The organism is Allobosea sp. P4_H5, from assembly GCF_056400825.1.
In genome coordinates this window covers 111,441-129,767 of the sequence record NZ_JBFUKM010000010.1, presented here as the reverse complement: position 1 = coordinate 129,767, position 18,327 = coordinate 111,441, and the positions used below count along the sequence as shown (strand labels likewise).

General features: G+C 60.7%; 17 protein-coding genes. 8 read left to right on the top strand and 9 right to left on the bottom strand.

Annotated elements, in window-relative coordinates:
- Positions 1–38: 38 nt before the first annotated feature.
- Together AC1DS0_RS20750 and AC1DS0_RS20745 are read left to right on the top strand one after the other, a co-directional pair.
- On the top strand, positions 39–1,007 hold the full coding sequence (locus AC1DS0_RS20750) for a cation diffusion facilitator family transporter (RefSeq protein ID WP_476816181.1): 969 nt from the start codon (positions 39–41) through the stop codon (positions 1,005–1,007).
- A 509-nt stretch (positions 1,008–1,516) separates the two neighbouring features.
- Positions 1,517–2,209, top strand: a complete 693-nt coding sequence (locus tag AC1DS0_RS20745; RefSeq protein WP_476816180.1) for a recombinase family protein — start codon at positions 1,517–1,519, stop codon at positions 2,207–2,209.
- A gap of 119 nt (positions 2,210–2,328) precedes the next feature.
- Here AC1DS0_RS20745 and AC1DS0_RS20740 read toward each other — a convergent pair whose 3' ends face one another.
- The 8 genes from AC1DS0_RS20740 to AC1DS0_RS20705 all read right to left on the bottom strand — a co-directional run bounded on the left by AC1DS0_RS20740 (position 2,329) and on the right by AC1DS0_RS20705 (position 12,438).
- A complete protein-coding gene (locus AC1DS0_RS20740) occupies positions 2,329–3,258 on the bottom strand; it encodes an HNH endonuclease (protein WP_476816179.1) in 930 nt (309 codons plus the stop codon).
- Between the two features lie 5 nt (positions 3,259–3,263).
- Positions 3,264–3,698: a very short patch repair endonuclease gene (locus AC1DS0_RS20735; RefSeq protein ID WP_476816178.1), complete on the bottom strand. Its 435-nt coding sequence runs from the start codon at positions 3,696–3,698 to the stop codon at positions 3,264–3,266.
- 3 nt (positions 3,699–3,701) lie between these two features.
- Positions 3,702–4,781: a DNA cytosine methyltransferase gene (locus AC1DS0_RS20730; RefSeq protein WP_476816177.1), complete on the bottom strand. Its 1,080-nt coding sequence runs from the start codon at positions 4,779–4,781 to the stop codon at positions 3,702–3,704.
- Between the two features lie 78 nt (positions 4,782–4,859).
- A complete protein-coding gene (locus AC1DS0_RS20725; RefSeq protein ID WP_476816176.1) occupies positions 4,860–5,804 on the bottom strand; it encodes an O-methyltransferase in 945 nt (314 codons plus the stop codon).
- The gene (locus AC1DS0_RS20720) at positions 5,804–7,168 is read right to left on the bottom strand and encodes an ATP-binding protein (RefSeq protein WP_476816175.1); all 1,365 of its coding nucleotides are present in this window, start codon (positions 7,166–7,168) and stop codon (positions 5,804–5,806) included. The genes AC1DS0_RS20725 and AC1DS0_RS20720 overlap by 1 nt, the downstream gene beginning before the upstream one ends.
- Positions 7,169–7,339: 171 nt before the next feature.
- The gene (locus tag AC1DS0_RS20715) at positions 7,340–8,062 is read right to left on the bottom strand and encodes a hypothetical protein (protein WP_476816174.1); all 723 of its coding nucleotides are present in this window, start codon (positions 8,060–8,062) and stop codon (positions 7,340–7,342) included.
- A gap of 171 nt (positions 8,063–8,233) precedes the next feature.
- Positions 8,234–11,344 carry an efflux RND transporter permease subunit gene (locus AC1DS0_RS20710; protein ID WP_476816173.1) on the bottom strand — a complete coding sequence of 1,037 codons (3,111 nt, stop codon included), beginning with the start codon at positions 11,342–11,344 and terminating at the stop codon, positions 8,234–8,236.
- On the bottom strand, positions 11,341–12,438 hold the full coding sequence (locus tag AC1DS0_RS20705; protein WP_476816172.1) for an efflux RND transporter periplasmic adaptor subunit: 1,098 nt from the start codon (positions 12,436–12,438) through the stop codon (positions 11,341–11,343). Before AC1DS0_RS20705 ends, AC1DS0_RS20710 begins: the two co-directional genes overlap by 4 nt.
- 103 nt (positions 12,439–12,541) lie before the next feature.
- On the opposite strand from AC1DS0_RS20705, the gene AC1DS0_RS20700 reads away from it, so the two are divergent.
- The 5 genes from AC1DS0_RS20700 to AC1DS0_RS20680 all read left to right on the top strand — a co-directional run bounded on the left by AC1DS0_RS20700 (position 12,542) and on the right by AC1DS0_RS20680 (position 16,444).
- Positions 12,542–13,147 carry a TetR/AcrR family transcriptional regulator gene (locus AC1DS0_RS20700; protein WP_476816171.1) on the top strand — a complete coding sequence of 202 codons (606 nt, stop codon included), beginning with the start codon at positions 12,542–12,544 and terminating at the stop codon, positions 13,145–13,147.
- Positions 13,144–13,632, top strand: a complete 489-nt coding sequence (locus tag AC1DS0_RS20695; RefSeq protein ID WP_476816170.1) for a PaaI family thioesterase — start codon at positions 13,144–13,146, stop codon at positions 13,630–13,632. The genes AC1DS0_RS20700 and AC1DS0_RS20695 overlap by 4 nt, the downstream gene beginning before the upstream one ends.
- Entirely contained in the window at positions 13,632–14,948 is a 1,317-nt protein-coding gene (locus AC1DS0_RS20690; RefSeq protein WP_476816169.1) for a multidrug effflux MFS transporter, read from the top strand. Before AC1DS0_RS20695 ends, AC1DS0_RS20690 begins: the two co-directional genes overlap by 1 nt.
- Positions 14,949–14,992: 44 nt before the next feature.
- Complete coding sequence (locus tag AC1DS0_RS20685; protein WP_476816168.1) at positions 14,993–15,808, top strand: oxidoreductase; 816 nt, start codon at positions 14,993–14,995, stop codon at positions 15,806–15,808.
- A gap of 135 nt (positions 15,809–15,943) precedes the next feature.
- A complete protein-coding gene (locus tag AC1DS0_RS20680) occupies positions 15,944–16,444 on the top strand; it encodes a hypothetical protein (RefSeq protein ID WP_476816167.1) in 501 nt (166 codons plus the stop codon).
- On the opposite strand, the gene AC1DS0_RS20675 is transcribed toward AC1DS0_RS20680, so the two are convergent.
- On the bottom strand, positions 16,445–16,918 hold the full coding sequence (locus AC1DS0_RS20675; protein WP_476816166.1) for a methyltransferase family protein: 474 nt from the start codon (positions 16,916–16,918) through the stop codon (positions 16,445–16,447).
- A gap of 253 nt (positions 16,919–17,171) precedes the next feature.
- On the opposite strand from AC1DS0_RS20675, the gene AC1DS0_RS20670 reads away from it, so the two are divergent.
- On the top strand, positions 17,172–18,320 hold the full coding sequence (locus tag AC1DS0_RS20670; RefSeq protein ID WP_476816165.1) for a Fic family protein: 1,149 nt from the start codon (positions 17,172–17,174) through the stop codon (positions 18,318–18,320).
- Positions 18,321–18,327: the final 7 nt, after the last annotated feature.

Below are 18,327 nucleotides of genomic sequence, written 5' to 3'. Positions count from 1 at the left end.
CGTACGGTTGGGAAAGCAGGCGAACCGGGAGCACAGCAATGAACACCGAGCGAGGCGCATTGCTGCTGTCGATGGTTGCAGCCCTGGTGGTTGGCGTGGCTGCATTGGCCATCGGCTTCATTACTGGTTCTGGCGCAATCCTGTTAGACGGGGCTTTCAACCTCTGCTTTTTCGCAACCGCGGTTTTTACATTGAGGGTGGCACGTCTGCTCAAGAACCCCGACGATGCACGCTATCCCTTCGGCTACGTGCAATTTGAGCCTCTCATCAATTTGATAAAGGGGCTCCTCATCCTTGGTGTTGGATGCTTTGCTCTGATCGATGCCGCCCTGAGCATCAGTCGAGGTGGGAGTGCGGTTTCGGCGGGAATCGCTTTGAGTTATGCCGGTGTTGCCCTCGCGTTGTGCGGGGCCGTGTTGCTCACTCTGCGTAAGGCAGCCGCCAAAGTGGCGAGCCCTCTGGTTGAGGGAGACGTCGAGAACTGGGGTGTGAATACGGCTATCTCAATCGGCATGCTGGTGGCATTCCTGCTCGCAATCGGGCTGAGTTTTTTTGGATGGGAAAGCGCCGCTCGCCTGGTGGATCCTGCATTGGTGATCCTGGTGGTCTTGGTCACTATCGGTGTGCCTCTTAGGATGGCGTATCGCGGCATGGCGGCTTTGTTGTTGCGCGGCGTGGACGACAAACTTGTTCAAGAGGCTGCGAGCCGAGTGAAGCAGGCGCTAGCAGTTGTTGCGCCCAAGGATGTGTTAGTGCGCATTCTTCAGCCGGGGCGCACGACCTACATTCTGGCACATGTCATTGTTGATCACACTCAAAGCTCTCTGAGCATCGCTGAAGCGGACGCTCTACGAAGTGCGATCCTCATGAAGCTGTCGGAAAAATTCGCACCCGTCATCGCGGACGTGATTTTCACGACTGTGCCGGCTTTCTCCGCACCTACGACAGGTTGGCCCCCGGGCGATGTTGAGGCCATGCGGAGAAGGCCCCGTACGTCAATCGGGTAAGGGATCGCAATTGGGGCGAAGGTGCCTGCATTGGGACGCAGGCCGGCGTATCACTCATGGTGTGGTACCAGTTTGCCACTGACGCGCGGCGGAAGTCTGCTTCCAGGCAAAGCTAAAACGTCGGGTTGTGCGCGGGTCGGCAGAAACTGAGCGTGTCGCTGAACTTCCGCTCCCCACCCGTTGCTGACGTGCTGAGCGGTCTATGGTGATCGCCCGCGGGCGGCGCATTTCCTTGGTCGCGTTTGAGACCCGCGTGTGATCTTGGCGATAGGTTTTGAAAATTTACCCGACGGCACGCCCAACCGTTCCATAGACCTTGGTCTAGTGGGGCACGAGCAAGGCCGTTGGGGCGGGTCTAATAGAGCGGTCTGAAACGATGCGATCTCAATTCCCGAAAAGCCTAAGGCTTCAACGGTACAGACGCGCGAAATCCTCCTTGCCATCGACGTCGATTCTGTTACGTTTGTAGCAACGTTCGTAGATTTAAATGTAACGAAAGGGTACGTTGAATGGCGGACGGATTCTTCGTCTCATATCTCCGCGTTTCAACGAGCAAGCAGGGCGTCAGCGGCCTCGGCCTAGAAGCCCAACGCGAGACAGTGCGTACGTTCCTCAACGGCGGCTCCTGGGAACTGATGGGGGAGTTCGTCGAGGTCGAGAGCGGGACCGCCAAGGGGGACAACCGGCCGGAGCTCGACAAGGCGCTAGCCCGGTGCCGGATCATGGGCGCAACTCTCGTCGTCGCCAACGTATCCCGGCTTACCCGCAATCCCGATTTCATGGCCCGATTGGTGGCGGCGGGGGTCGAGGTCCGGTTTTGCGATCTGCCGAAGATCGAAGGCCCGGCGGGGCGTTTCATGCTCCGCCAGATGCTCGCGGTAGCGGAACTCGAGGCCGGGCTGATCTCGGAACGCACTAAGAAGGCGCTGATGGCTGCCAAGGCGCGAGGCGTGAAGCTGGGCGGTGACCGAGGCAATCTTCCTGCTGTGGCCAAACAGGGCCGGGCCGTCAGCCTCGCCGTGCGGCAGGGCAAGGTCAAGCGCCGTGCGACCGACCTCGCCGCGATCATGGCGGAGGTGCGAGCTTCTGGAGCTTCCTCCTTGCGCGAGATCGCCGCCGCCCTAAACGCACGTCGCATACCGACAGCGCGGAGCGGTGCGTGGTCTGCCATCCAAGTAAAGCGGCTCCTGGAACAGATTTGAATCCGGTTTCAAACGCTGTCGACAGGGCGGGGTACGTATTTCGGCGATCACCGGGCCTTTCGCTTGGAATTGCATCGGTCAACCGCAACTTGCCGGGCGGAGCTTAGCCGAAAAAGAATCTATTTCGCGGCGCCTGTCTGCCATTTCCGTGCAAATACCTGCCGATGGCGAGCAAGATATGACGGGTGTGGCCAGTCACTCCGGCTTTTCGGAAGGTGTACAGGATGATCTGGAAAGCACTGGAAGAGTGCCCGAAGTTCGCTGGGCACTCGATTTTCTGCGAGTATCAAACGGTAATCGTCGGAAAACGTTATGAGGTGGTGGTCTAATAGCCAGTGCGCAGTCGCACAAAGTGCTATACCATTCTGAACGACGTCGGGACCGCCCTCTGCAACTGGCCAAATGTGCGCAGCGTGAACTTCTGAGCGCCCTTGCATGTTGATCATACGAAGGCCTGTTATAGAGCACCGGTCATCATAGGCGCGGCACACGGATCGGCGGAAACTGGCGTCCCGTACAACTCGGTTTTGTAGTGCTACGCATATTCGCCAGGCGCGCTCACCTGCGGGCACGCCGGGGTCAAAACCGCCCAGATCGGCAGCATCGGCGGGCAATTCATAACGATCCGCGTTCGCGGGGTTGACGGTGTCTGTCAGACCGGCAGTTACGATATTAGCAAAGTCATCGTCACTGATGGGTCGAACCGAGCGACCGCGCAGATAAACTCCGACTTGCGGACGCGGCAGGTTCCGAAGGGCATTCTCAGCATAATTGTCACCCACCATCCACGGCACGGGTATATCAAAAGGGAGAAAGTCTTCGAGGCGTGCGTAGGCCAAATTTGTTGCGTTGGGATCAGGATCGACCCGCGCTACTCTGGCGGTTGCGAAATAGGCGAGATTGCCGCCGTTGGCGCGCGGACGTCTAAGTACAACCCAGTCGTTCGTCGCCGCCAAGACGGTTCCGGCATATCGGCGTGGGAAATGATATCGCTGTGATACCTCATCATCGTAGCCAGAGCCGGGCTTCGTATCGAAAACGGCCTTCATCGATCCTATCCGTCAGCAAGGTCCTTGGGAGACAAAGCGAATATCTCTATCAGACGTTGAGTGGCCATCTCCTGCGTCTTGATCTGGCATTCCCAAAGTATCTCCACTCTCCAACCGAGAACCGAAAGCTCATTAGCTACCTCGCGGTCCCGCTCGACGTTGCGGTCGAATTTGGCGAGCCAAAACTCCTCACGTGACTTGGGGATTGATGCCTTTCGACAACCGGGATGTCGATGCCAAAAACATCCATGGACGAACAGTGCAAGACGATACTTTGGGAACACTAGGTCTGGTGTCCCGGGCAGATCGGCGCGATGAATACGAAATCGTAGACCGAGTGCGTGTGCTGCGCGTCGAACGCGCATTTCAGGAGAGGTGCCCTTCTGGCCAACTCGCGACATGAGCCACGAGCGTCGCTCGGGCGTCAGTCTGTCCACCATGGCTCACTCAGCTGCCACGGATAGCATCGAAGTTGCACCGAGCCTCGCTGAAATCGCAGAAAATATGGCGTGAGCCATAATGGGTGAGACGCTGTTTCCGATCATCCTAAAGCTGTGCCAAACCGTAGGATGAAATCGGTGGGCATCGGGAAAGCCTTGAAGCCTAGCGGCCTCTCGGACCGTGATGACCCGTGGCTCATCGGGATGAATTGGGCGGACCGCTTGGTATGACCCGCGATCCGAGCCTGTGCCAGCACGCAAAGTGGGACACAGCCCAGCCCACGACAGCTTAGGGTGTCGGCCGATAGGATCGGTTGTGCCCGGCGTCAGGGCCGCGAACCTTGCAGCTATCTCCGGACGGTGCACCGTCTGCAAATGACCGGTGAAATGCCCATGGACGTCGCGCATAGCGGCCGCGTACTTTGACGGTCGGCCAGCTCGACCTGTCCGCCAGACGTCGTAGCCATCATCGTCCTCGAGGCGCACAGCTTCCGCGAGATCAGAAATAGCGGCCTTGATGGTAGTCGGCGACGCCTTCCTTCGCTCCATATCGGTATCGGTGAGCGCGTCGCCGCGATCCTTATGGATTCCAATAACGAAAAGGCGTTGACGACGCGTAGCAGCGCCGAACTGGGATGCGTCCCAGATGGATGGCCCCAGCAGCGCATAACGATCCGTGACGAGTTTCAAAGCCTCGTCGAGCACATGACGAGCGTCAGAGTACGCAAGGCCTCTTACGTTCTCCATCACGAAGAAAGTTGGTTCGACTTCCGCGACGAGACGGAAAAAATGGCTAAGAAGCTGACGTCGGGGATCATCTACATCGCGGCGGCCAATATCGCTGAAACCCTGGCAGGGCGGCCCGCCGAATATGCCGTCGACTGCTCCGGACGCAGCCTCGATAAGCGCGGAACCTTTGAGCAATGCGATGTTCTCTAGATGGACAGCTGTGGCTGGGAAATTCCTAACAAAAGAGAAAGTGAGGTTGGGATCGATGTCGTATGCGGCGGCCACGTGGAAGCCAGCTTGATGGGCACCCAGCGAGAACCCGCCGCACCCGCAAAATAGATCGATAAGCTTCACGAGGCTGAGTACCGATTTAGAGTGTGCTTTTCTGCCCTATCGCACATTTCCAGCGCCCTGGCGATCGCCGATCTGAACCTATCCAACGATCTGCGCGAAAGCAGGATAATGGCGGTAGTAGGTCTCGAATGCCTCAAGCTGCCCATCGTCGAGATCGAAGCCCAGTGATCGAACCAGATCGCGATCCAATCTTGTCCCCCGAGGAAGTTGGCTTTGCAGCACCACGGCCTCGCGAATTGTAAGGTGAGGTGCCACGATGGGCATTGTTGGCCTACAATTCCATGTAGGCTCTGCCACCACTTCTCCTGCGGCCTTTGCCGCTCCCCTAGCTGGTAAGATGCCGCCGACAGTGACCATGGGCGAACCGTCGCGATAAATTAAGCGAAAGGCAGGGATGAACCCACCGGGCCGCGCGAGTTCGTTGGCCGTGGATTGCATGAAATCTCGGGCTAGGTCGGCAAGCGTTTCTTGCATTTTTTCGTCACGGCATGACCGCTTCGACAAGTCATCCGGAACAACGGCGCCAAACAGCTCACGCAAGCGTTGGGGTCGGTCGGGGCCTGCTCCGTATTTCATCTCCTGACCGTTGAAGGTCACAAGGAGGATGCTATTCATCGGTGCGTTCTCGATGATGGCCGTAACGTCGTCACGCATCCCCTCGTCGAACTGGTAGTCGTAATCGAGCCAAACAAGCCAAGGTCTGCCACGAATTACGTCATCGTCATAAAGGGTGGGTAATACATCAGACGACCTTCCGTGAATTACCCTTACGGTGGCGTACGGGGAATTAAAAACAGCTCGCCTGTATCCAACTTCATTACTCTCGATCGAAACCATGTCGTCTACGCCAAGTAACTTGTGCGCAAGAACGAAATCGGTAAACCAAATAGAGCCGAAGCCGATATAGACCATCCGGTCGAGATCAAGATCGAGCTTGAGGCGAGCTATACCCTCAAATACAAGCTGACGTTGAATGCTTTTGCTCGGCCTAAGGCTATAATTTACAACGTCGAACGACGCCATCAGTCTTCTCCGATCAAGTCGGAGTGGGTATAGTCAAACGTCTTTATGCCGACTTCTCGATACGGCATGTTTATGTTGCCTAGTTCCTTCGCTAATTTCTTGAGGCGCGCGATGGGAACCGAATAGCTGATGTTTGCGACCTTCTCTGTCGGCTTAGCTACGAGCGTAGGAAGTCTGACGGCGGACTGTTTCGCTACAGAGTAAAGGGGGATTGCGACGGCGACGCTTTCTTTTTGCCGCGCTTCTTCGAGGGCTTGCTTGCGCTGATTTGTGTAAGCGATCCATTGCTTTGAGACTTCGCGCATGTGGGGGCGGGCGCGACGAAATACTTCTGATGACGTGTCGACGCTGCGTTTAGTCGTCGTTAACGGCAGCGCCGATGCCTTAGCGGCTGTAAACAAAATTATCCCAATGAAGCCGGCGTACTGATAGTGCCACTGCGGCCAGCCATCTGTACCCCAACCAGTTATTGCAGATTTATCAGCCGCGAGAACAATGCGGCCGTTACAGATTACATACCAACCGAACCGCCGATCACCTTCCTGGCTTTCATCGGGTTCATTACTCTCGGGCGGGGCGGCTGCCATACCTCCGAATATCTCAATCGAGACGGGGTCTCCCTCGACCTCGTCCGGATAGTCAATGCGCATTGGAACGAAGTCGGCGCTCTGCCGCAATTCAATCGCCCAGCCGGGAATTGCGTCGCCATTTAGCGAGATTTGAAGGCCGCGCTGTAAATGGAGAGAATAATCACGACCAATAGTTCTTCTAAGGTTCTGTAGGAACACAGGGCTGCCGAAGGAGTTCTCCGACCCGGCTGTCAGTCCAGTTACGACGATCTCGACACCGTCCTCTACGAGTTCTTCATCGTCAACGATGTCAAAATCCCATGGCGGTGCATCATTTTGCATCCATTCGTCAACTTTAATGGGCACTGCGAAAGCAAGCCGCTCGCCATTTTCTTGGCGGAAAGTGCTGCGAATGCGAACGTCTGTGCCAAGCTTGAACATCGCGCGCTTCATGCCGATGCCGTAGACACCAATACTAAAGTCGTCGTGTTCGGCCATCGAGCTTCTGCCGAAGCTAAAGGCGTGATCAGCAGCATTATTTAGGGACATGCCGCCGCAGTTATCGCGGATCATGAAGCGTTCGGGGCTTGCCTCGATGTCAATGCGGTAAGCGGACAGGTCTGCGCCGTCCGCCAGCCCCATTGGCCGGCTGCCCTCCTGCCGCCACGCGCCGTCAACGCTGTTGTCGATCAGGTCGAGGATGCAATCGTCTAAGCTAATATCCCGGGTGATCATTCGGACGAAGAAGGCCTTAGTGGGATAGGCAAGCGCCCTCGTTTTGCCGTCGACCGTCATACTTCGCCCCCCACCGAGCGCTTGTACGCTCGTTCGAAACGGTACGATGCCACGAGGCAGCTAACAATGGATTTCGACCTTTGGTTGCACTACTCGATAGTTGCATGCCGACTTATTCGAAGCCGATCCATCATTGGTACACATCCGTGCGGCATACTATCTATTTTTTGCTCATAAGTCATTGAAAAATAAGTATTTAATATTTCTCGGTTCTCGTCCCCTCAGCTCCACCACCTTGCCATGCGCGTTGAAATTACGCGACGCAAGGTGGTGGTTCGCAACCGCCACCACCTTACCAATCGCACCATTTGAGGCCCGCAAAGCGCTGTGACGCGCTGAGGCGGCCTTTCTTCCCGAACTTTCCGGTTTCGCGGCGTCCGGCAATCCGGCGACAGGCCGAATCTGTTTCAGATCGAGCTCCTGATCCTTTTTGCGGTCGACCGAGACATTCAGAATCCCGGCGAGATCGCCGTACACATCGATCAGCAACCCATCCGACTGAGAATCAGGCGTCAGCTCGATCCGGTCGATCAACGAACGGATCAGGTCCGCCGCCTCGCTGCGGTGATCGTATTCGTTGAGTGCCCGCACCAGCGCGACGACTTCCTCCCGATAGCGCTGCGCCATATTCGGGTGGAAAAGTCCCGGCGCCTCGTCCGTCTCGGAGATCAATCTAACGAGCTCGTTCTGGTGTGCGACCAGTCTTTCCATTTCCTCCTTCAGCTGCGGAGAAGCGAAGCCGTCCATGATCGCGCGGACCATCTGCTTGTCGCGCCTGCGCAGCTTTGCCAGCTCGGCGTGGTAAGCGTGGATCGAAGCGTTCTGCTCCATGCGGAGCTTGTTGATGTGCGCCGTGTACTCCTCGCAGAATTTCTCAACGAGGCCGGGGTCCATCAGGCTTTCCTGGAGAACCTTCAAGACACCGAGAACCGCCCCCGTTCCATCCCCCCGGCCATTGGCCCGGATTTCGGCATTGAGCCTGCACCGGGCCAGTGCACCGTTCCGCCGGTGCATCACATGTCAAGCAGCGGGCCAGACCTTGCGCTGCCTGATTGGAACGCAGCCCTATTCTGCGGCCATGGCCACACGCGGTTTCGGTTCGTCCGGCAAAGCCTCGCGGTTCCCGGTCGTGGTCGGTTTGACCCTGAACCACGCGGCATAGAGCGCAGGCAGGAACAGCAGGATCAGCACGGTGCCGACAGCAGTCCCGCCGATGAGCGTATAGGCCATCGAGCCCCAGAAGACGGAATGCGTCAGCGGGATGAACGCGAGCACCGCGGCGAGTGCGGTCAGGATTACGGGCCGCGTGCGCTGCACCGTCGCTTCGATGACTGCGTGATAGTCGTCGAGGCCGGCAGCCTGGTTCTCCTTGATCTGGTCCGTCAGGATGAGCGTGTTGCGCATCAGGATGCCGGCGAGTCCGATCAGGCCCAGGATCGCGTTGAAGCCGAAGGGCTGGTTGAAGACAAGCAATGTCGGGACCACGCCGATCACGCCCAGCGGGGCGGTGAACAGCACCATCGTCATCATCGAGAAAGATCGCACCTGGAGCATGACTACGATCAACGTGGCGGCGATCATCATGGGAAAGATCTTCCCGAGCGCATCGTTCGCCTTGGTCGCTTCCTCGATCGAGCCGCCCATATCGATGCGGTAGCCGGCGGGGAGCGATGCGATCAACGGCTGAAGCGCCGTCAGGACCTGCTTGGAGACTTCTGGCGGCTGAGTCGCCTCGTTGATCTCCGAGCGGACCGTGATCGTGGGCACACGGTCGCGGCGCTTCAGGATTGGCTCCTCCAGGCGAATCTCTGAATGTCCGATCTGGTCGAGCGGGACCTGTCGGCCGTCCCGGCTCATCAGCGAGAAGTCGGCGAGACGGGTCGGGTCCAGCCGCTCGCCGCCGGCGCTACGCGCGACGACGGGTACGTTGCGGATATCCTCGCGGACCTGCGTGACCGCGATGCCGGTCAGCAGGAACTGGAGCTGCTGGCCGACCTGTGCCGGCGAGAGGCCGATGAGGTTGAGGCGGTCCTGGTCCGGGACAAAGCGAAGCACAGGCGTGCGATTGCCCCAGTCGCGGTTCGCCTCCCTGACGTCGGGAACACCGCGCATGATCTCCAGAGCCTTTTCGGAAATCCTGTAGAGCTCGGAAGGATCGGGGCCCGTCACGCGGAATTCGACCGGGAACACCGAAGGCGGCCCGAAGACGAACTGCGTGGCGCGGACATAGGCTTCGGGCGCAAGCCCGTTCGATACGGCGTCGCGCAGCCGATGCTTCAGGGCCTCGCGCGTTTGCGCATCCGGTGTCAGCACGACGATCTTGGCGAAGGCCGGATCGGGCAGCTCCGGCGACAGCGCCAGGAAGAACCGCGGGGCGCCCTGGCCGACATAACTGGTGACAATCTTGGCCTCAGGCTGCTTTTCGAGCCAGTGCTCGACCTTTTCGACTGCAGCGGTCGTCGTCTCGATGCTGCTGCCTTCCGGCAGACGGATTTCGACGAGTACCTCGGGGCGGTCGGAGGTGGGGAAGAATTGCTGCTTGAGGCCGCCCATACCGATGCCGGAGAGCGCAAAGGCGACGCCGACGATCGCGCAGGTCAGGAACTTGTGATTGACCGCGAAGGTGATGAGCCGCCGCAGACGCCGATAGTTCGGAGTGTTGTAGATGGCGTGATGACCGCCTTCGACCGGCTTGATCTCCGGCAGCATCTTGACGCCGAGATAGGGCGTGAACACGACCGCTACGATCCAGGACACGATCAGCGCGAAGCCGACGACCCAGAAGATGTTGCCGGCATATTCGCCGGCAGTCGAGCGCGCGAAGCCGACCGGCAGGAAGCCGGCAATCGTGACCAGCGTGCCCGACAGCATCGGCGCGGCCGTGTGGCTCCACGCATAGGCAGCCGCCTTGATGCGGTCCATGCCCTCTTCCATCTTAACGACCATCACCTCGATGGCGATGATGGCGTCGTCGACGAGAAGCCCGAGCGCCAGGATGAGCGCGCCGAGCGTGATGCGGTCGAAGAAGCGGCCGGTCTCCAGCATGATGAAGAACACGACGGCCAATGTGATCGGAATAGCGGCCGCCACGACGATGCCGACACGCCAGCCAAGGCTGAGCAGGCTCACCAGCAGGACGACGCCGAGTGCCATCGCGAACTTCATCATGAATTCATCGACGGCCGAGGAGATGTTGACCGCCTGGTCCGTCACCTTGTCGAGCGTCATCCCGAGCGGCAGCGTCTGGGCGATCGCGGCCGTCTTGTTCTCCAGCGCCTTTCCGAGCGCGAGACCGTCCCAGCCCTCCTGCATGACGGCAGCGAGCATGATTGTGGGCTCGCCCTGATGCCGGATGATAAAGGTCGGCGGGTCTTCGTAGCCGCGGCGAACCTCTGCGGTGTCGGAAAGTTTCAGCGTGCGTCCACCCGCGACGATCGGCGTGTCGGCGATCGCCTGGACACTGTCATACGCACCGTCGATCCGGATGAAGACACGCGGCCCTTTCGTATCGATCGAGCCGGCCGGCGTAACAGCATTTTGCCGCTGCAAGGCGGCGACGATGTCCTGCGCCGAAACGCCGAGAGTCGCGAGCTTGGTGTAGGAAAATTCGACAAAGATCTGTTCGGGGCGCTCGCCCAGGATGTTGACCTTCTTGACGCCGGGCACATGCAGAAGATCCTGGCGGATGGTCTCGGCCTGCCGGGCCAGCTCCCGCATCGGCATGCCCTTGGCCTTCAGCGCGTACAGGGCGAAGCTGACATCTGAGTATTCGTCGTTGACGAAGGGGCCGAGCACGCCGGGCGGCAGGTTGCGCGCCTCGTCTGCCAGCTTTTTACGAGCCTGATAAAACTCCTCCTGCACGGCGGATGGCGGCGTGCTGTCTTTCAGGTTGACCGTCATATAGGCGTAGCCGGGGCGCGTCGTCGTCTCGACGCGGTCATACCAGGTCAGCTCCTGGATCCGCTTCTCCAGCGGCTCGGCGACGAGGTCCTGCATCTCGCGCGCCGTCGCACCCGGCCAGACGGATGTGACGGTCAGCGTCTTGATGGTGAAGTTCGGGTCTTCCGCCCGTCCGAGCTTGACGAACGCATAGGCGCCGGCAGCGACGAGCAGGATGATGGAGAACAACGTGACCGCCCGTTCGCGAACGGCGATCGCGGAAAGATTGAAGCTCATCGGCTGCTCCCGTTCTGGGAGGCAGTCCTGACACGGACGCCGTCCTGCAGAAGGTGGGCGCCAAGGGAGACAACCGGCTGGCCGGCGTTAAGGCCGGAAATCACAGCCGTCTCGTTCGTCACCCGCACAAGCTTGACGGCGCGGAACTTCACCGTCGAGGTCGTCTCATCCAGCAGCCAGACGCCTGTCTTCTGGCCATCGTCCAAAACGGCGCCGAGCGGCACTTCCGTCTCCGGCTGGCTCGCCTGATTTGACAGCCGGATGGTGACGGTTGCCCCGAGCGGCGCCGCCGCGGCTTCGCCTGCAAGCACATAGCGCGCTTCGTAGGTGCGTGTCTGAAGGTCGGCCGAATCCGAGAGCTGCCGCAGTGTGGCGGCGTAGCGCCGGGCGTCGGCCCCGAAGAGGTTCGCCTCGGCAGCAGAGCCGATGACCGGCCGGATCGTCTCGGGAAGTGCGACAACCGCTTCACGGGGACCGGCCTGGGCAAGCCGGATGACGGTCTGACCGGCGGTGACGACCTGTCCCGGCTCGCCCAGCGTTTCGACGACGATTCCATCGGCGTCGGCAACCAGCACGGAATAGCTGGAGCTGTTTTCCGCAACCTTCTCGTCCGCTTCGGCGGCGGCGAGCTGGGCCGCGGCTGTGTCCAGCGCCGCTTTTGCCTGCTCGTAGCGCTGCGGGCTCGCAGCGAAGCCGTCCTTGACCAGAACGGCGTAGCGCTTCTCGTCGGCTTTCGCCTGAATCAGGACGGCGCGCGCCGCAGCAGTGGCGTTGCGCTTTGCAGTGAGCGCGAGCCGAAGGTCCGTCTCGTCGATCCGCATCAGCGGCTGACCGGCTGTCACGGCTTGTCCGACATTCACAAGCCGTTCGACGATCTTCCCGGCAACGCGAAAGCCGAGATTGCTCTGCACCCTGGCGGCGATGACGCCTGTGAAGCGGCGCTCGGATTCGGCAACCGGTGTTGCCGTCGCGAGCCTGACGATCGGCGCATTCTGTCGCGGGTCGTTCACGGCAGAGGCGTTCTGCGGCCGCGCCGAGAGCGTGACGAATGCCGCCACTGCTGAGGCTGCGAGCACAACGCCCGCCGCGGCCATAACCGATCTCTTTTTCTTTCCCATCGCCCCGTACCAATTAGATTGCATTCGACCACTATACCTGTTATAGATTATGAATGCAATCTAATTTGAGAGATCCCAGATGCGCGTCAGTCGGCAACAGGCAGAGGAAAACCGGCAAACGGTTATCGATGTGGCAAGCCGCCTTTTCCGCGAGCATGGCTTCGACGGCATTGGGCTCAAGGATCTGATGGCGGGCGCCGGGCTGACGCAGGGCGCCTTCTACAAGCAGTTTGAATCCAAGGACGATCTGGCGGCGCAGGCCTCTAAGCGCGCCTTGGAGAGCGCCTCGGGCAGGTGGTCAGCCGCTGCCGGGTCCAACCCTCAAGACCCGCTATCGGCCGTGATCGAGTTCTATCTCAGCATGGGTCACCGCGCCGAGAAAGCGGATGGCTGTCCGGTCGTCGCGCTCGGTTCGGATGCGGCCAGGCAAGGCCCGGACGTGAAGGCGGCGTTCGAAGGCGGGATCAAACATTATCTTGAAATGATGGGCAGCTGGGTCGGCGAGGAGGAAGGCGAGGAGCCCGGCAGCAAGGCCATGGCCATTCTGTCGACGATGGTCGGTGCGGTGGTTCTCGCGCGCGCCGTCAATGACGAGCAGATGTCGAAGCGGTTCCTGCAAGCGGCCGCCGAGAGCGTGCTGCCGGGATCGTCTGCGAATGATGCCGGGCAAGGAGCGCGCCAATGACGACGTCTCCGGCCGAAGCGCGCAGCGCCACTGTTTCAATCGCCGAGCTGGCGGGCTGGTCCGGGCTCGAGCTCGTTGCGCGGCTGGCGGACGGCAGCATCCGCCGCCCGCCGATGGCGGAAACGCTGCCTTTCACCTTGCTTCCTCCGGAGGAAGGCAAGGTCGCACTCCTGGCCACGCCCGAGCCGCGCTTTTGCAACCTGACCAATACGGTCCATGGCGGCTGGATCATGACGATGCTCGACACCGTCATGGCGCTTGCCGCCCAGACGACGCTTGCGCCCGGCGAAACCTGCCCGTCGCATGAAACTACCGCCAAGTTCGTCCGCCCGCTCTTTGCCGATTCCGGCGAAGTGCGTGTGAGCGGTCATGTGGTCTCGCGCGGCCGGAGCGTCATCACGCTGGAGGGCAGGATCGAGGACGTGCATGGGCGGCTCTGCGCGCATGGCACGTCGACCTGCCTGGTCGTGGGCAGGAAGCCATGATGTCCGCGCGTTCGATCGCAACCCCGGCCCCTTCCGAGCGCCACCTGACCGGCGGAACCCTGTTCCTGCTCGCGGGTCTGGCCGCGCTCGGGGCGCTCGCCACCAACATCATCCTTCCGGCCTTTCCGGGAATGGGCGCCGAGCTTGCGGTTTCCTCAGCGGAACTCGGTTTCCTGCTCAGCAGCTTTTTCGTTGCATTCGCCCTCGGGCAGCTTGTGGTCGGGCCTCTCTCCGACCGCTTCGGCCGCAAATGGCTGGTGCTGGGAGGCCTTGCGGTCTTCGCCGCGGGCAGCGTCGTTTGCGCACTGGCCGGTACTTTGCCCCTGCTGGTTTTAGGTCGGGTCATTCAGGCGCTGGGGGCTTGCGCGGCCTCCGTTCTCTCGCGCGCCATTGCACGCGATCTGTTTGACGGCGAGGCGCTCGGCCGGGCTCTGGCGCTGACCATGATCGCCGGGGCGGTGGCGCCGGGCTTTTCGCCGCTGCTCGGCAGTATCCTGTCCGGCCTGTTCGGTTGGCGGATCACCTTTCTCGTCGTTGCAGTCTTCGGCGTAGCGCTCGCGTTGCACTATGTCGCTCGCATCGGGGAATCCCATCCTCTCGATCGCAGAACGCCGCTGAGGCTTGCGGCCGTGGCATCCGCCTATGGCCGCCTCGCCTCCGATACCCGCTTTTTGCTGCCCGCGCTTGCGGTGAGCCTCGTCATCGGCGGGCTCTACAGTTTCTTTGCGGCCGCTCCCGGCGTCCTGATGAATGAGCTGGGGTTGAGCGCGGTTCAGCTCGGTTTGTCGTTCGCGGCGACCGTTCTGGTCGTCTTCCTGGCAGGCTTTCTCGCGCCGCGGCTGGCGCATCGCCGGGGCCAGCGTGCCATCGGCTTGATCGGCCTCTTCATCGCGCTCGCGGGCAGCGTCGCAATGTTCGCATTCGCGGCCGCGCCGACCTTCGCGACCTTCACCATCGCCATCGTGCTTTATCTGTTCGGGATGGGTTTGATCAATCCGCTCGGCACTGCGATTGCGCTCACTCCCTTCGGGCGGCAGGCCGGATTGGCATCGGCGCTGCTCGGCTTCTTGCAGATGGGCTGCGCCGCCATTGGCGCGTCGTTCGCCAGTACGCTGCCATTTCCGCCGTCCGTTTCCCTGGCCGTCGTCCTGACCGCGGGTTCGGTGCTTGCCCTTCTGGTCTTCCTTCCAGTCGCGCTGCGTCAGCGGCAGACCGAGCCCGGCGGTTTAGGCGGCATGCAGGAATCGACAGGACGAGCTGACTGCCGGGAGCGGCGGAGGGAGCTCATGACGCACGCAGGCCGCGAGGGCTCGTAGCGCTTCGACGTCGCCAGTCTAACAAAAAGAAAGAGACGGTTTTCATGAACAAGAACAATCCCCCCGTGGCCCTGGTGACAGGAGCATCCTCCGGCATCGGCCGCGTCACGGCCAAAGCGTTACAGGGCGCGGGGTATCGCGTGTTCGGAACGAGCCGCAGGGCAGCTGCCGAGAGCGTCGAGGGCGTCACCATGCTGGCCTGCGACGTGACCGATGATGAGTCCGTGGCGAAGCTGGTCAATGAGGTGGTGGCTAGGGCCGGACGCATCGACCTGCTCGTCAACAATGCCGGCATCGGGCTACTCGGTGGCGCGGAGGAATCCTCGATCGAACAGGCGCAGGCGCTGTTCGACGTGAACGTCTTCGGCGTTCTGCGCGTGACCAACGCGGTTCTGCCGGTCATGCATCGCCAGAGGCAGGGCAGGGTCATCAATCTGAGCTCGCTGCTCGGCCTGATTCCGGCTCCCTATTCCGCGCTCTATGCGGCTACCAAGCATGCCATCGAAGGCTATTCTGAATCGCTCGACCACGAACTGCGCGCATTTGGAATTCGGGTTGTGCTGGTCGAGCCGGCCTATACCCGCACCTCATTCGAAGAGAATCTCGTAAGGCCCGACCGGGAGCTCGACATCTATGACACCGCGCGCGCCGGCATGAACGGCGTCCTGCGCAAAGCGATCGAAACCGGCGATGCGCCTGAAGTCGTGGCCAGGACGATCCTTGAAGCCGCGACCAGTTCTGCTCCGAAGCGGCGCTATGCAGCGGGGAAAATGGCGCGCCAGATCAGCTTGCTGCGCCGTTTCGTTCCGGCATCCGCATTCGACAAGAGCCTGCGAAAGCAGAACGGATTGCCGGCCTGACAGGACATTTCATGAAAATCGGCATCATCGGCGCTGGAAATAGCGCACGCCTCCCGGCCCGTCAGCTTCCGCATGATGAAGATCCGGGTCGCAACGACATAATTCTCGACTACGCCACAACCAGACATTGGCGCCTTGCCGGAAAGCGGACGTGAGCCACGGAGTCAACCGGACTATCCTCGGGCTGAAAAACGTCTGCTGCTTTATGAAGAGCTTCAAGGTCGCACCTCGCTGGCCGACGCAGAAACATCGAATAGCCTGGTCGCCTATTATCTCAGCATGGGTCATCGCGCCTTGCGGGGTGACGGCTGTCCAATCGTGGCGCTTGGCTCTGATGCGGCACGCCAGAACGGCGACGTGAAGGCGGCGTTCCAAGCTGGAATCGAGAAATACCTCGAGTTGCTTGGCGGCTGGATTGACGACGCCGGCAATGCGCAGTCCAGCGGCAAGGCCATGGCCATCCTCTCGACGATGATCGGCGCGATGGTCCTTTCGCGCGCCGTCAATGACGAGCAGATGTCGCGACGGTTCCTGGAGGCGGCCGCCGAGAGCCGTGCGCTACTCAACCGAACCTGTGCAGCAGCCTGGACGGCGCCAATGACGTTGTCGTCAGCCGAAGCGCGCAGCCCGAAATAGTCAGAGCCAGCGGCGAACCTCGGCCTTGTAGCGGCGGTAGTCGTCGCCGAACTTCGCTTCGAGATAGCGCTCCTCGCGGGCAATCACCTGCGTCCGGATCGCGATCAGCACCAACGGGAGCAAAGCGAAGGCGATCGGCCCGTCGAAGCCGATCGCGAGGCCCGCATAGATGAGCGCCATGCCGAGATACATGGGATTGCGGGTCCACCGATAAGGACCGGTCGTTGCGATGAGGGTCGTTGGCTGCGACGGCCGAACGTTGGTGCCCAGCCGCCGGAACAGCCCCGCCGCCGCAAGCATCACCCCCGCGCCGGCAATGAACAGCAGCGCGCCTGCTGCGGCCAGCAACCGCCAGTCGATGCCGAAAGAGCGCAGGGTGACGAACCGCTCAGCCGCCAGCCCCAACAGCAGCGCTCCCAGATAGATCAAGGGCGGTGGGAAGCGCACACCCGCGCTGTCCGGTTCGACGGCCATGTTCATCCTCGATGCTGCGCTCTCAAAACAGCATCGACTGCTGCGCGGAGATCCCTGCGGTCGCGCCAATGCCCGGTCACTTGTACGGACATTAAAGCGGCCAAACTAAGCCTCTTATTCTCATGGAAATGTTTCTATCAATATGATATTATAGGGTTCTTTCATATAGGAAACCGGCCGCCAAAGCGGCCAAAGAAGCGGTAGCATGGCAATTAGAGATGGTGAAGAACGGATTGGGCTCTTTGAGCCCTTGATGATTGGTGATGGAAGCCCGATCCGGCGCGAGCTGAACGATCTTGCGCTCACGCTTGCGGAGCGTTCGGCCGGTTTTCGCAGCAGCTTGCCGGCCTCCATCGCGAGCGCATTGTCCGATCTCGTGCGCTCGATGAATTGCTACTACAGCAACCTGATCGAGGGTCATAACACCCATCCCGTCGATATCGAGCGCGCGCTTGCGGGCGACTACAGCGACAATCCCAACAAGCGCGATCTCCAGCTTGAAGCCAAAGCCCACATCACCGTCCAGCAGTGGATCGACAAGGGCGGTATCGCGGGCAGTCCGACCGAACCGGCCATTATCCGCGAGATCCACCGGCGCTTTTGCGAACTGCTGCCAAAAGAGCTTCTTCAGGTCGAGGAGCCTGCTACGCACGAGATGGTGCCGGTAATTCCGGGCGAGCTGCGCAAGCGGGACGTTCAGGTCGGCAGCCATCTCGCGATAAGCCCGGGCGCCGTTCCGCGCTTTCTCGAACGCATGCACGAGGCCTACGGGCGGCTCGGAAAGACCGAGAGCATTCTCGCAGCCGCCTGCGCGCACCATCGGTTGCTCTGGGTGCACCCCTTCATCGACGGCAACGGCCGCGTCGCGCGATTGATGTCTTATGCCATGCTTTTAAAGGCGCTCGATACGCGTGGCCTGTGGTCGATCGCGCGCGGACTGGCGAGGAAGGAAAATGCCTACAAGGCCCATCTTGCCGCATGCGACCTGACGCGCCGCAACGACCTCGATGGCCGCGGCAATCTCAGCGAGGAAGAGCTCGCCAAATTTACGCGCTTCTTCCTCGAATGCTGCATCGACCAGGTCGACTTCATGGAAGGGCTGATGAAGCCCGACCGACTGCGCGACCGGATCATGATCTGGACGGAAGAGCAGATGCGCGCCGACCTCCTTCCCCCAAAATCGGACACCGTGCTGAAGGCGCTGCTTTATCAGGGCTCCCTTGAGCGCGGGGAAGTCGCTGCGATGCTGGGAGCGAGCGATCGCACGGCACGGCGCGTTACCTCTGCCCTGCTCGATGCCGGCGTGATCAGTTCGGAGACGACACGTAGCCCGTTGTTTCTGGCATTCCCTGCCAAATACGCTGATCGCTGGATGCCGGGGCTGTTTCCGCCGGAAGATTGAGGAAGCG